11 protein-coding genes are annotated in these 13,791 nt (G+C 47.3%); 6 read left to right on the forward strand and 5 right to left on the reverse strand.

Annotation, left to right across the window (positions count from 1 at the left end):
- Positions 1-15: 15 nt before the first annotated feature.
- Positions 16-1,143: a TlpA family protein disulfide reductase gene (locus IRJ16_RS08795; protein WP_194111181.1), complete on the reverse strand. Its 1,128-nt coding sequence runs from the start codon at positions 1,141-1,143 to the stop codon at positions 16-18.
- A 197-nt stretch (positions 1,144-1,340) separates the two neighbouring features.
- Here IRJ16_RS08795 and IRJ16_RS08800 point away from each other — a divergent pair, with 197 nt between their 5' ends.
- Together IRJ16_RS08800 and IRJ16_RS08805 are read left to right on the forward strand one after the other, a co-directional pair.
- Entirely contained in the window at positions 1,341-1,856 is a 516-nt protein-coding gene (locus IRJ16_RS08800; protein WP_194111182.1) for a hypothetical protein, read from the forward strand.
- Positions 1,857-1,862: 6 nt separating this feature from the next.
- Positions 1,863-2,369 (forward strand): hypothetical protein, encoded by a 507-nt coding sequence (locus IRJ16_RS08805; protein ID WP_194111183.1) that lies wholly within the window; start codon positions 1,863-1,865, stop codon positions 2,367-2,369.
- A gap of 168 nt (positions 2,370-2,537) precedes the next feature.
- Here the strand turns inward: IRJ16_RS08805 and IRJ16_RS08810 are convergent, their stop codons facing one another.
- Both IRJ16_RS08810 and IRJ16_RS08815 read right to left on the reverse strand, forming a co-directional pair.
- Positions 2,538-4,562 carry a beta-L-arabinofuranosidase domain-containing protein gene (locus IRJ16_RS08810; protein WP_194111184.1) on the reverse strand — a complete coding sequence of 675 codons (2,025 nt, stop codon included), beginning with the start codon at positions 4,560-4,562 and terminating at the stop codon, positions 2,538-2,540.
- 146 nt (positions 4,563-4,708) lie between these two features.
- Positions 4,709-5,014, reverse strand: coding sequence for a hypothetical protein (locus IRJ16_RS08815; RefSeq protein ID WP_194111185.1), 306 nt, complete (start codon positions 5,012-5,014; stop codon positions 4,709-4,711).
- Between the two features lie 203 nt (positions 5,015-5,217).
- On the opposite strand from IRJ16_RS08815, the gene IRJ16_RS08820 reads away from it, so the two are divergent.
- Positions 5,218-5,826: a TlpA family protein disulfide reductase gene (locus IRJ16_RS08820; RefSeq protein WP_228079963.1), complete on the forward strand. Its 609-nt coding sequence runs from the start codon at positions 5,218-5,220 to the stop codon at positions 5,824-5,826.
- A gap of 413 nt (positions 5,827-6,239) precedes the next feature.
- On the opposite strand, the gene IRJ16_RS08825 is transcribed toward IRJ16_RS08820, so the two are convergent.
- On the reverse strand, positions 6,240-8,675 hold the full coding sequence (locus tag IRJ16_RS08825) for a M1 family metallopeptidase (protein WP_194111186.1): 2,436 nt from the start codon (positions 8,673-8,675) through the stop codon (positions 6,240-6,242).
- 17 nt (positions 8,676-8,692) lie between these two features.
- Positions 8,693-9,271, reverse strand: coding sequence for a HupE/UreJ family protein (locus IRJ16_RS08830; protein WP_194111187.1), 579 nt, complete (start codon positions 9,269-9,271; stop codon positions 8,693-8,695).
- Between the two features lie 55 nt (positions 9,272-9,326).
- Between IRJ16_RS08830 and IRJ16_RS08835 the strand changes: the two genes are divergently transcribed.
- The 3 genes from IRJ16_RS08835 to IRJ16_RS08845 all read left to right on the forward strand — a co-directional run bounded on the left by IRJ16_RS08835 (position 9,327) and on the right by IRJ16_RS08845 (position 13,786).
- Positions 9,327-9,845 carry a DUF6702 family protein gene (locus IRJ16_RS08835; protein WP_194111188.1) on the forward strand — a complete coding sequence of 173 codons (519 nt, stop codon included), beginning with the start codon at positions 9,327-9,329 and terminating at the stop codon, positions 9,843-9,845.
- A gap of 313 nt (positions 9,846-10,158) precedes the next feature.
- Complete coding sequence (locus IRJ16_RS08840) at positions 10,159-12,969, forward strand: outer membrane beta-barrel family protein (RefSeq protein WP_194111189.1); 2,811 nt, start codon at positions 10,159-10,161, stop codon at positions 12,967-12,969.
- Positions 12,970-13,006: 37 nt separating this feature from the next.
- Positions 13,007-13,786 (forward strand): GLPGLI family protein, encoded by a 780-nt coding sequence (locus IRJ16_RS08845; RefSeq protein WP_194111190.1) that lies wholly within the window; start codon positions 13,007-13,009, stop codon positions 13,784-13,786.
- The last annotated feature ends 5 nt before the right edge of the window (positions 13,787-13,791 follow it).

Here is a 13,791-nt window from a genome sequence, read left to right on the forward strand (position 1 = left end):
TCGTACACTTCTTTACTACCTACCCAATTCCCGATCTATTTGTGAGGTCACCGTCTTTTCAAAGTCGTCGCTATAACCTTCAATGACCGAGGCGATCTTACCCTGTTTATCAACCACAAAAAATGTTGGATATGCCGACACCTGAAATTTTTTGGCAATACCGGCCCCTTTCATCAGGATGGGATATTTAATGTTGTTTTTGGCGATGTATTTCTGCACCGCGTCTTTAGTGTCAGACGTATTGATGCTGAATATCTCCACATCGCTGCCCTTATACTTTTCGTGAAGTTTGGCTAAAACCGGTTGCGATAGCGCACAAGCGCCGCAATTGACAAAGAAAAGGTCAACCAATATTACCTTACCTTTTGAAGAGGCTTCAGAATATGTTTTGCCTTCAAGATCTTGCAAAGACCAATCAGGTAGCTTAGTGCCGGCGGTTAACAGATCGACCTTCTTTTCGGGTCTGAAATTTACCGGGATCTTGTACTCGGCCAGGTTGGGGAAGTTTTTGGCATTGATGCGATAGTTGGTGTAGCGGTTCTCGGTCGCCATGGTGGCCAGCAGCGTACTGTTGATATCACCTTTGCCAAATTGCCCATGGAGGTATTGCTTGGTATAAACCGGCAGTAGGGTCTTTTTATCCAGGCACAGATCATAGCAGATGCGTGCGTTCACCGTATCCTTCAATTTGATCTGGATATGGTAAGCAGGCGAAGCATTGATCAGCGTATCTGCCAGTTGTTTGATCTTTGTTGGGGCTGATGCCAATTTGTCCTGCATAAATTTAGCCCAATAATACGGCGACCCTTCCGGTTCGTCCAGTGCTTTGTCGCTTACCCGGTAAGTGTTCTCGTTCAGATCAAGATCTATCCGGGTAGATCCATTGCCTATATTGGTGTAACCTCTCGCGTCGGCCATCCTGAATAACCTTGCGCCGCCCGGCGTGATCTGCTTCACGTCCGACATGATGCTAAGCTTGGTCTCATTAGCATCAAAAGGCCCTACCGATACGATAGCTTGTTTATAACTGACGGTTTGATATTGGTTGATCTGCTTAATGGCTTTTTCGAGGATGGTCGTTTGAGCATTGGAAACTGTAACGCCGAATAAGGCTACAGCAAACGGCACAATGTATCTGATCATGATAAGATGTTTTGTAACGGACCGCAATTTAACTAAATTAATAACCTACGAAAGATTCGTAGAATGTTTTATCTGCTGATGATCCATCTTTAGAGCGCACTTTATCTGTATCGATCAGATATTTTTTATAAAGCACTATTGCTGTACAATGACCATTTCATTATCTTCGGATCAGCGTTATCAACTAAACTTTACAAATGAAAAACCTTTTCAGCCTTATCTTTTTAACCTTGATCGCATCCGCCATTTATAGTTGCAAAAAGAACGAGGACACGGCACACATCGGTAAGAGCTTACCTCCATCCCCCTCTTCCAACGCCGAAACCGATGCCAAAAACAGGGCTTTGTTGTTAGGTAAATGGTATGAAATAGCCGACACCGTACGTGAATATAAAAACGGAAAACTTGTTAGAACATCTCACCCGATCGTTACGCCCGGCGACTATCAGGCTTTTACCCCCGACGGTTATTGGACCGAAGTTTTAAGGGGCAACAGCAGTCAGCGCCAGATCAAATACACACTTAAAGGAAACATTATTAAAATGGACCATGAGGCCTACACCAACGGAGGCATCACCGAACCGGCCTATAGCAAAAACACCTACATTAAAACGCTTAATGCTACCACCCTAATAAACTTTGTTAACGATACCATACTATACGCTAATGGCGACGTTTATGTTGTCTATGAGATCTTTCACTCTAAGCGATAATAACACATGAAATACCTGTTCAACCTTATCTTTTTAACTCTGCTATCATCGGCGATCTACAGCTGTAAAAAAGAGGATACGACCGCTCAAAAGGGGACTTCGCTTCCTCCGTCTTCAGTTAACAATGATGCCAAAACCAAAGCTTTGCTTGTTGGCAAATGGATAATAACTGCTGACACACTTATCGAAACCGTTAACGGCGTACGAAAGCAATTTGTTGTATTTAAAGTACCCAGGGACAGCAGCTTTTATGATATTTTTAGCAGCGGCGGTGCATGGACGAGAACCGGAGGATATCTTCCTGAAGCAGCAAGTTATACTTTAAAGGGCAACGTGATCAATTTTATACATGCGCCTGTTCCTACTCCATCGGGAACTATCGCAGGATACGAACAAAAGGCTTATATAAGATCAATATCTGCCAACAAGCTTGCGATATATTTTAACGATACCGTCATAACTTCGCTGGGTAATACCAGTATCGTTTATGAGGCATATCATTACATAAGATAGTTAAAAGATAATTCTAATATCCGTTAATTTTTCATTGCTATTAATTAAAGAAGGCCTGAACGAGATCTCACTCGCGCAGGCCTTTTTTCAGATCTGATGATAAGGCACCTTGAAAGTATCACGCCTACTGAGAATGGCTCTCTCCATCTTCGGTTGAACTCACTATTCCTACTTCCTCACCTGCGGGAACTGCGATATCCTTAACTTGGTACTACCGTAAGGAACCAACGTGATATCTTCTAATGACTGTTTCACCTCATCCTCCACATAGGCAATGCTCCATGGCAGCGGACCGGCTTGTTCGTTGTAGAGCGTCCATTGCGGGATGCGTTTGCCCTGGGTTTTTAGTACGATTGGGGCTGATGCTTCGGTCCATGGATAGTTACTCATCGGGGCGGCTTTTTCTACCTTGTACTGCTCGTCCATTTTATTGTTAGGGACCGATACCAGGCCGTAGTTCCAAGGGGTGGTCGGGCGTATCTCTTCGTACGTAGCGCCGTAGGCCACCTTGCCTTTTTCGTTCTGTACGATCTTGCGCTCGTTGCCTATCTTTAAGCCGTAAAGGATAGGGCCGCGCTCTACCGAAATAGAGTTCTCTACCCAGGTATTTTTGTAAACGTGCATCGGCAGGCTCAATTCTACTACGTCGCCTTTTTTCCATTCACGGTCTATCTTGATCTCCTGGTTACCAGCCGACTCCACGATCTGTTGCCCATTCACTTTTATCGTACCTTTTTTACACCAAGCCGGGATACGCAAGTGCAACGGGAACTTTAAAGTTTTGCTGCCCGCTTGGTGCGATGCAAGGGTGAATTTGATGGTCTCTTCGAAAGGATAATTGGTCGTTTCATCAAACACCACCTCTACGCCATCAGCCACCTTAGCCTTCACCTGGCTCGACGAATAGATCAGCGCCGCCAAACCTTTATCCGGAGTGGCGTACCACAGATTCTGTACAAATTTTGGCCAGCCCTGGTGCATGTTAGATGTGCAGCATGGGTAGCCGGTCAATAAGCCGTAACATAGGTCGGTACCGCTGTGATTAGTGTCGAAGTTACGCCCTGCGTAGCGGGTCAGCATTACCTGGTTGGCTTGCTGGAAGTACTGGCGCATGGTATAATCCTCGTTAGTTTGGGCCGGTAGTGTATTGAAAGCTATCTTCTCTAAATGGTCAGCATAAGCCATATCACCAGTGATGGCCAGCGTTTGCTCAAGACTGAACATTAACTCCACCACGCTGCATAATTCCGCGCCTTGGGTTGGCGAATTACCGTGCAGGCCTTCGTCGCCGCCATACATGCCGTTGGCGGTGCCGTTATACTTTTTTAGGTCGGCATAACCTTTTTTAAGGGCTTGCAGATATTTATCCTCGGGGTGCTGTTGATAGTAGATAGCAGGCTCCTTAATACCCTGCGCCAGATTAACACCGTGGAAGGTATTTGGGCGCGACAAGATATCCGTATTCAGGAAGGCGGTAGTAAAATCGTAACCCTGCTTATGTAGTATCTCCGACAGGTCCAGTAAAAATTTATCTCCGGTGATGTTATACAACCAGTACACTACCGATAAGTTATCCGCCTCGCGGTATTTGGCCCAAAAGGTCCAGTGATCCAGCGGGTGTTTAGGCAGATCGTTCAGCTGATATTTAAAATAGTTGGTCAGCAGGGTGATCACACGTTTATCCTCTGTAGCCTGATAATATTGTTTCAGGATCTTCAGCATCACCATTTTTGGCCACCAATCTTTGGCATTATCACGCTGTACGCCCGGCTCGGGACCATAATCTTTAGCCGGACCAAAATAGCCGTCGGGTTGGGCACTCTTGATAGACCATTCTACCCATGGCTTCACCTTGGCTATCATTTCCTTATCATCCAAAATATAGGCCAAAGGCAACAAACCGTCTATCCAGTACGGGCCGCGCTCCCATTGGTCGCCGTCGCCACCCAGCCAGCCGTTGCGGTTATTCATCACAATAGGGTACAGCTTATCCAGGTTACCTGTAGCGCCGTTACGCTGACGAACCAGCATTTCGCGCAGCCAGCCTTGCGGTTTGATAGCGCCGATAGGCAACTCGATATAAGGATTTTCGCGGAGCGGGGCGCGGTTGCCAATGTAGTTGGCCTTCTCTTGCGCCAGCGCTTTAAATGACAGGGCCGTTAAGCCTAATTGAGCGATGAGTTTCAGTTTCATGTTCTGATGATGGCCTGAACTAACAGACCGGAAATTTGGTTTATACGCGACGGGGCTATCGCGCAACCAATTTACAGATCTTTACTTAACCCAACGAATACTTGGTGTATAAAAAACACCCACATTAGCCCCTTCAGGGGTTGGGGTTACAAATTCGCTATCAACTTCCAGCGGGTAGGATCCTTGCGGATGCTGCTGATCTGCTCTATCATCTCTTCCACCTCGTCGGGGTGCAGGGTGTCACCGTCGCCTGCGGTGTAGGTAAAAATATCGCCGTCGTCCTCAAAGGTCACCGCGCCAAGGTAATCATTTGTATCGACGGCCTGTTGATGCCCGTTTTTATAAATGCTATAATTATAGCTCAGGATAGGGTGCCCGTCCATAAATACCCGTGTTTCGGGGATGATCTTTAAATGGCGGCTGTTCTCTAACTTCAGGAATAATGGTGTCATTTCTTTTCAGGTAGATGTGGTGTATGATAAACCAAGACCCAATATAAGTGTTAAATTCCATAAACCAATAGTTAAAATCATTAATATCACCCGCTACTCAAAAAAGGTCTAATGTTCAGTGAGTAGTGATCCAGCTTTGTTAGGGTAATGTGTTTTAGTTTTTTTGAGTTAAACCATTTTACAATAGCTCATCTAAAACACCAATGAGCGGACGTATATTTGCAGCAATGAAAAAGCAATGGTTCAAACTATCTAACTTGTGGAACGGGTTATTCTTTGCCGCGATGCTGGCGCTGATCTTCAGTACGTCGGCTAAGGCATGGGCGATAGAGGGGTTGATGAAGGTGGGCCTGTTCCAACCGAAGATATCGGCTGAGCCGGTCAAAGCGATCGCCGCCACTCCCCTGCCCGATGTTGCTTTTAAAGGTGTGGATGGTAAGACCGTCCGCCTGTCGGAGTTGAAAGGCAAGGTAGTGTTCATTAACTTTTGGGCCACCTGGTGTCCGCCTTGCGTGGCCGAGATGCCATCGATCAACGATCTTTACGAGAAATTGAAGACTAACAAGACCGTGGTATTCCTGATCGTGGATGCGGATGCCAATTTTAAAAAGTCGCAGCCATTTATGGCTAAAAAGAAATTTACCATGCCGTTGTATCAATTGGCGGGTGGTGTACCGACTGATCTGGTAAATAATTCGATACCTACTACCACTATTTTAGATAAGAACGGCCGCATCGCCTTCCATCAGGAGGGCGCCGCTAATTATAGCGACCCGAAGGCCTTGAAGTTTATTTTGGAGCTGGCGAAGTAGTGGTCAGTGAACAGAGACCGATGACCAGCGACGAGCAAGTATTGTCGAGGTAACATTTTGTAATTGGCCGAAGTCTCCCCGCTCGAGCGGGGATGTACCGAACGAACATCGAGCAGAACCTTTCATAGGGGTGTGTCCTTTCGCAAAGTAGGATGACTCACCTTGCAAACGAGGACACACCCCTGACCCCGCTCAAGCGGGGAAGCGAGACTTTAAAGCATTTGAACCAACATGTTGTGAGTAGGAGCGAAGGGATCGCGAACCCAAAGAGCCGCTCTGCTTATTTGGCGATCGCTTTGTCCCTTACAATGACAAAACTTTATATAAAAGCAAAGCCGATCACGAGGACATGATCGGCTTTGCTTTTATGTTCCGGACTTTGACTTCTGACTCCGGACTTAAGACTTCCAAAACTACTTCCCAACCTGCATTGGGTTAACCGCACCGCCTGATGAACCACGGGCGGCGGCCGCTTTTTGTTTGAACACCTGGAACTTTGATGCTGATGGCATGTCGCCCCATTTGTTGTTCTCTTCGTCAATGTCGGCTGTTTCGCGGAAAGGGTCTATTTGGATAGACGCCACCTCTTTGCTGGTAATGTAGAATTTCGACGCTTTCTTCTCGTTCAGGCGCCAGATCTGTACCGGGATGCGGTCTATTTCGGTCGTACCGTCTTTGTAAGTGAACTGCACGATGATCGGCATCACCAATCCGCCTTTGTTGCCAAAGTTCAACTCGTAAAAGAACTTGCCGCCAAAGCGGGCTTTGTCCTCTTCGGTCAGCGGCTCGGTGCTGAAAGCGGTCCGTTGTACGTTTTTCAACAGCTCTTTAGCTTTCTCCTCATCGATGCTTACCATACCACGATCGTATTTCCAGTAGAAATCCTGGGTTACGGGGTCTTTGTCGGTGTAAAAACTCAGGCTTTTATCGGCGCGGTTGCGTTGCTTGCTGATATCGTCCACGTTAACCAATGGCGCGGCAACTAAACGTGGTGTACGGTTAGCTGTGGCAGCACCAGCCGGCGCGCGCCCTGCAACTGTAGTGAACATGGCGTTCAGATCAGGCTTGTCGGTCAGTTCGCCTTTGGCTACTTTAACCGAGTCGATAGAGATATCTACCGGGTTAGTACCGTAGAACCAGCCCCTCCAAAACCAGTCCAGGTCCTCGCCACTTGCGTCTTCCATGGTGCGGAAGAAATCGGCAGGCGTTGGGTGCTTAAAGGCCCAACGGCGCGAGTACTCTTTAAAAGCATAGTCAAACAATTCGCGGCCCATAATGGTCTCGCGCAAAATGTTCAGACCGGTGGCCGGTTTGGCATAAGCGTTCGGACCAAATTGGATGATATTCTCTGAGTTGCTCATGATCGGCTCTAACTGATCTTTAGGCAATTTCATATAATCCACGATCGCGTAAGCGGGACCACGTTTGGTAGGGAATTTATTATCCCAAAGTTCTTCGGTCAGGTATTCAACAAACGAATTCAGACCTTCGTCCATCCAGCTCCACTGGCGCTCGTCGCTGTTTACGATCATCGGGAAAAAGTTGTGTCCAACCTCGTGGGTGATCACACCGATCATACCGTTCTTCACGCCTTCGGTATAAGTGCCATCCTTTTCAGTACGGCCATTGTTAAAGCAGATCATCGGGTATTCCATACCGTTAGATGCTTCCACGCTCTGAGCAGTTGGGTATGGATAGGCGAAAGTAAAATCAGAATAGGTTTTCACCGTATGCGCGATCACACGGGTAGAGTAAGGCGCCCACAGGTTATAAGATTCCTTACTGAAGAAACTCATACACATAGTCGTGCGGCCGCCCACGTTAACGCCCATAGCATCCCAAACAAATTTACGGGACGATGTCCAGGCAAAGTCGCGCACGTTGTTAGCTACAAAGTTGTAGGTCTTGGTGCCTGCTGCCGGGCTTAGCTCGGCCTTTTTAGCTTCGGCCAGGGTAACGATCTCTACCGGTACTTTTGATGTTTTGGCTTGATTAAATTTAGCTAAACGCGCCGGGCTTAGTACCGCCGCGTAGTTTGTACACTCCCCTGTACCGCCAACCACGTGGTCGGATGGTACGGTAAGGGCCACTTTGTAGTTACCGAAGGTAAGCGCGAACTCGCCCCTGCCGGTGAACTGGTGGTGCTGCCATCCTTGAAAATCGCTGTAAACGCACAAGCGCGGGAACCATTGCGCCATGGTGAACAGGTAGTTCTTATCCTCGGGGAAATATTCGTAGCCACCGCGACCGCCAATGGTCATACGATCGGTGATCTTGTAATTCCAATCGATATTGAAAACGTATTGCTTGCCCGGCGCTAAAGGCGTAGGCAGGTCGATACGCATCATGGTTTTGTTTACGGTATAAGGTATCTTTTTACCCAGTGCGTCGGTCAGTTTTAGGATGTTGATACCGTAGCCGTTATCTACATCGCCGTTGCGGCCTGCGTTCTTATCGATAGTAGCTGTTGATGCGCCGCCCCTTGGCATAACGGAGCTGGTTTGGTAGCCAGAGTTCTTAAAGGTGTTGTGCTGGTTCTCGTCCAGCTGTAACCAAATGTAGGTTAGCGGATCGGGCGAGTTGTTAAAGTAAGTAACGGTCTCGCTGCCGGTCAGCAATAGTTTCTTCTCGTCCAGTGTGGCTTTGATGTTATAATCGGCCCTTTGCTGCCAGTACTTGTTGCCGGGCGCGCCGCTGGCGGTACGCTGCTCGTTAGGCGTGGTCAGGATGGTACCCAACTGCTCAAATTTATTACCGTGGTTACTGCCCGGGTTGTTCTGGATGTCCTGGGCGATAGCCGAACCGACAATTGATGCCGACGTCAGCAAATAAGCGTAAAAACGTTTCATTCAGTGTGTAGTTTGTGTTAAAAGGGCAGCCTCTCCAGCGCCATTTTTAGTGCCAATGCAAAAACGCTTGAAGATAAGAAAAATATCCAGTCGCGTTGCTTAACTTTTGCATAATTCAATGTTAACCATCCGATAACAAGTATGGCGGCCACCACCACGATCTGTCCGGCTTCTAAACCCACATTAAACCCGAACAACCCCATACCTACCGACTGATCCCGCGCCAGCATGATCCTTACCGAGTTGGCAAAACCCATCCCGTGGATCAGCCCGAACCCTAAAGCAAGGTAGTAATTGATCTTGGCGCTCCGCCCGGCTTTATCAGCCTGGAACAGGTTGTTCAGCGCGGTGATGAAGATGGTGCAGGGGATCAAAAATTCTACCCAGGCGCTGCTGAACCGGAATACGTCGAGGATGCTCAAGGCAAGCGTAAGCGAGTGGCCGATGGTAAAGGCGGTCACAAGGATCAGTACCTGTTTGATGTTCTTGAACGTGTAGACCGCCGCCAGCGCGAGGATGAACAGTTGATGATCGAGCGCGTCGGCGCTGATGATGTGGTGCCAGCCTAAACCGAAATAAAAAGAAAAGTCGGACATGCGATAGTAGATATCAAAGCGTTAAATTTACCACCTTTTAAGCGAATAGCAATTTATGGCGGGTTTTATCTATAGTGTGTTGATGTGTTGGGCAATGATGACGGGCAGACCGGTGGAGGAAAAACCGTTTGTTGACTTCCATCCCCTGCATGTAAGCTCGGTCGATATCAACTATAATAAAGATGGGCAGTTTGAGGTGACCTGCACCATTTTTACCGACGACTTTGAAGATGCCATCACTAAACTCACCGGCACTAAGGCTGATCTGATCAGTGCCAACAAACACGCCACCATGGATGCCCTGGTAAAAAAATATATCGGCGCTAACATACATGTTAAAGCGGGTGGTACGGACATTGCCCTTAACTACCTGGGCTTTGAGGTGGAGCGCGAATCGGTTCACGTTTACCTGGAATCGGCCAAATTAACATCGCCAAAAAAAATAGACGCGACCGTAAGCCTGATGCATAACCTTTTTGATGACCAACTGAACATCGTCCACATAACCGTTGCCGGTACCCGCAAAAGTGGTAAGCTGTTATTCCCTGCCAAAACAATAAGCCAAAGTTTTTAACGTTTGCTTGGCATCAACACACCATCACGATGCCCTGTTACCAAATTCACAACCAAGCTGTCTGTCCTCACACTGCCATAATTTTGGCAGCCGATCCCGCTATACTTTTGACCTAAATACTTACAAACATGCAAACACATCACAACATCCTAACAGCCAACACGCTGCCCCCTTCACAAAAATTTAACACTTATCAACTGTAACTAAAAGGCCCGTTATCCATCCAAACGGGAGCAAAAAAATGTTAACGAATGTTAAATCTTTGCAATTACTAAAAATTTAGTTATAGCTTCGCCTGCACTTAACCAAACACATGAAAATAACTGTTACTACCCTATTACTATGCCTGTGTTGTATCTTTTCTGCATCCGCCCAGACCAATTATTCGGTCAAAGGCACGGTGTCCGACAGCTCATCTAACGTAAAGCTGCTGAACGCCACTGTTGCGGTACTCAACGCAAAAGACTCCACCCTGCGCTCGTTCACCCGCGCAACTGCCAATGGCACTTTCAATATTAACAAACTGGCTAAAGGCAAATTTATTTTGCTGGTGACCTACCCAGAATATGCCGACTATGTAGAGCATTTCGCCTTAGACTCGGTAAAAACCACACACGACTTTAATAAGGTTTATCTCAACCTCAAATCAAGGATCCTGAAAGAGGTGATGATCAAAGGTACAGCCGCCGCCATGAAGATCAAAGGCGATACCACCGAATTTGACCCAAGAGCATTTGTGATCCAGCCTAATTCTAAGGTAGAGGACCTGCTGAAACAACTACCCGGCATACAGGTAGATAAGGATGGTAAGATAACCGCACAAGGAAAGACCGTACCTAAGGTACTGGTAGACGGCGAAGAGTTTTTTGGTGACGACCCTACCCTGGTGACCAAGAATATCCGTGGCGATATGGTGGACAAGATACAACTGTACGATAAAAAAAGCGACCAGGCCGCCTTTACCGGTATCGACAATGGTAAAGAAGTGAAGACCATCAACATAAAACTGAAAGAGGATAAAAAGAACGGCTACTTTGGCAAGCTGGAAGGCGCCATGGGTACCGATAAATTTTATTCGGGACAGGCCTTGTTCAATAAGTTTTGGGGCAAAAAGAAATTCTCTTTCTACGGTATCGGATCTAACACCGGCAAGACCGGTCTGGGTTGGGACGATAACAGCAAGTATGGCGGCAACTCGGGTATGGAAATGATGGAGGACGGTGGCATCATGTTTTTTGGCGGCGGCGGCGATGGCGACCTCGACTCGTTCGACGGGCGTTATAATGGCCAGGGTATCCCAACGGCCCGCACCGGCGGTATGCACTTTGATACCAAATGGGGCGAAGGCGATAAGAAGACCCTGAACACCAATTACAAATTGGGGTACATGGATATTAAAGGTACATCCAACAACCAGAACCAGAATACCCTGCCGGGCGGCAATGTATTGAAAGGCGCATCGGATCAGAATTTTATAAAGAGCGTGTTCCGCCAAAAACTGGACTTTATGTACCAGGTGAAAATAGACACCAACACTACCCTGAAATTTATGATGGACGGTACGGCCAAAAACAGCGAGAACAACGACCGATACAATTCTATGAGCGCTACCGGCACCGATACGCTGTTGAACACCAACGCCCGTACGCTGACCAACGACGTGGACGACCAGATATTTAACGCCAGCGCATTACTGACCAAAAAGCTGAAAAAGAAAGGCCGCACTATATCGTGGAACGTGAACGGTAACCTTAATAACAGCGATGCCAAAGGTTTCCTCAACTCACAAGTAAATTATTACAACCGTATTACAGGCGCGGTCGACAGCGTAAACAACATAGATCAGTACAAAAAGAACGTTACACGTGCTAATAGCATTAACAGTAATGCTACTTATACCGAGCCTATATCCAAAACGGTATCGTTGAGTTTGAACTATGGCTTTTCGTTGAACCATAATAATTCCAACAGGCAGTCGTTCAACGCGTCGGCACCAACCAATTACAACTTGCTGGATAGTGTTTTCAGTAATAACTACACGCTTAACCAAACTACCAACAGCGGTGGCGCTACCATTAACTACCGCGCTAAAAACTCAACGTTGAATGTGAGCGCCCGCGCCGCCAACGTTAATTTTAACCAAAAGAACGAGTACAACGGCATGACCGTTAAGCGTAGCTTCATTAACTGGAACCCGAGTGCCAGCTACCAGTACAGGTTTACGCAGCAAAGATCGTTCAGGTTAAGCTATTGGGGTAACACCAGCCAGCCAAGCATCGATCAGATACAACCGATCCGTGTGAATAGCGACCCGCTGAACATTAGCCTGGGTAACCCTAATTTAGGTCCGTCGTTCCGCAGCAACTTCAACATGTTCTACAATTCGTACAAGATCCTGTCCGATCAGTCTATCTGGATAAACGGTGGTGTTGGTTTTGTAAATAATGATATTGTGAGCAGCACCACTACCGATAGCACCGGCCGCAGTACTTACCTGGCCACCAACCTATCGGGCCATACGCCTATCAACTATAATTTTAACGCCGATATGGGCCGCAAGATCAAGTTTGGTGGTTTGGGCATCCGCCTGTCGTTAAGCACCAGCGGTAGCAAAAACTACAACTACATTAACGGCCTGTTAAATACCACTACCACCAGCAGCTACAACGCCAGCCTTAACCTGTACAAATACAAACAGAAAAAGTATGATGTTAATCTGTCGGCCGGTCCGGGTTACTCGTTCGGTAAAGCATCGTTACAGCCAAACATCAACAACAACGGTAACACCTTTAATGCCGACGGTAACGTGAACGTTTACCTGCCATTGAAATTTCAGTTAGGTGCCGACGGCCGTTACGAGCACCGTGGCAAAACCCAGGCCTTTAACGAGAGCTTTAACCGTACCATCGTTAACGCCGGTGTAACTAAGACCTTCCTGAAAGGTGATAACCTAAAGATGGCCCTGACCGTGAATGACTTGCTGAACCAGAACCGCGGCTTTGATCGTAGCGCCTTTAATGGTAACATTACGCAGAACACTTACACCACCATCCGCCGTTATTTCCTATTCACCGTTACCTGGGATTTTAGCAGAATGGGTGGCGGCGTAGCGGCAACTAAATAATCTAAAAAGACATATAGAACAGAGATATCATAGCATCATGAAAAAACTGATCATAATAATAGCACTTGCGTTCGGCACGCACAGCCTGATGGCGCAGCAGGCCCACTTTACCATGAACGGCACCGTGGAGTTTGAGCGGACCATCAACATTTACGCCCTCATTAAAAAACAAATGGCCGACAACCCCGATGACCAATGGATGCAAGCCATGGTTGACGGGTACAAGAAGAATAACCCGCAATTTAAAAAGCAAAAAAGCTTGCTGACCTTCAGTAAAGATAAGTCGCTGTTTGAACCTATTGAGGAGACCGGCGCGCAAAGCGATAACTTTTTTTGGAGCGCGGCGCCAACCATCAAACAAAATAACACTACCTACACCGACCTGACCAGCGGACTGAGCGTAACCCAAAAGAAAGCATTTGAAGAAGTTTTTTTGTTGAAAGACAGCACCCGCAAGATCAACTGGAAGATCACCGACGAGAAACGAGACATTGCCGGCTACAACTGCCGCCGAGCTAATGCCATTGTAATGGATTCGATCTATGTGGTAGCATTCTATACCGATGATATCCCCGTAACCAGCGGTCCCGAAGGTTTTACCGGGTTGCCGGGCATGATATTAGGCGTGGCCATGCCACACGATAATATCACCTGGTTTGCCACCAAGGTTACCGATGTGACCATCCCCGAGAACAAGATCGTTGCACCGGCCAAAGGCAAAGTAGTCGACCGCAAGTCGCTCAAGAAAAAACTGGACGAATCTTTAGACGACTGGGGCAGCGAAGGCAGATCCTTTTTAAAGACGCTGATGCTGTAGGGCAG

This window comes from Mucilaginibacter myungsuensis (assembly GCF_015222005.1).
Lineage (GTDB): Bacteria > Bacteroidota > Bacteroidia > Sphingobacteriales > Sphingobacteriaceae > Mucilaginibacter > Mucilaginibacter myungsuensis.

Coding starts and splice junctions, on each gene's coding strand:
- IRJ16_RS08820 (WP_228079963.1), top strand. CDS start 5,218: ATGAGCGGACGTATATTTGCAGCAATGAAAAAGCAATGGTTCAAACTA.
- IRJ16_RS08800 (WP_194111182.1), top strand. CDS start 1,341: ATGAAAAACCTTTTCAGCCTTATCTTTTTAACCTTGATCGCATCCGCC.
- IRJ16_RS08825 (WP_194111186.1), bottom strand. CDS start 8,675: ATGAAACGTTTTTACGCTTATTTGCTGACGTCGGCATCAATTGTCGGT.
- IRJ16_RS08830 (WP_194111187.1), bottom strand. CDS start 9,271: ATGTCCGACTTTTCTTTTTATTTCGGTTTAGGCTGGCACCACATCATC.
- IRJ16_RS08815 (WP_194111185.1), bottom strand. CDS start 5,014: ATGACACCATTATTCCTGAAGTTAGAGAACAGCCGCCATTTAAAGATC.
- IRJ16_RS08840 (WP_194111189.1), top strand. CDS start 10,159: ATGAAAATAACTGTTACTACCCTATTACTATGCCTGTGTTGTATCTTT.
- IRJ16_RS08810 (WP_194111184.1), bottom strand. CDS start 4,562: ATGAAACTGAAACTCATCGCTCAATTAGGCTTAACGGCCCTGTCATTT.
- IRJ16_RS08795 (WP_194111181.1), bottom strand. CDS start 1,143: ATGATCAGATACATTGTGCCGTTTGCTGTAGCCTTATTCGGCGTTACA.
- IRJ16_RS08805 (WP_194111183.1), top strand. CDS start 1,863: ATGAAATACCTGTTCAACCTTATCTTTTTAACTCTGCTATCATCGGCG.
- IRJ16_RS08845 (WP_194111190.1), top strand. CDS start 13,007: ATGAAAAAACTGATCATAATAATAGCACTTGCGTTCGGCACGCACAGC.
- IRJ16_RS08835 (WP_194111188.1), top strand. CDS start 9,327: ATGGCGGGTTTTATCTATAGTGTGTTGATGTGTTGGGCAATGATGACG.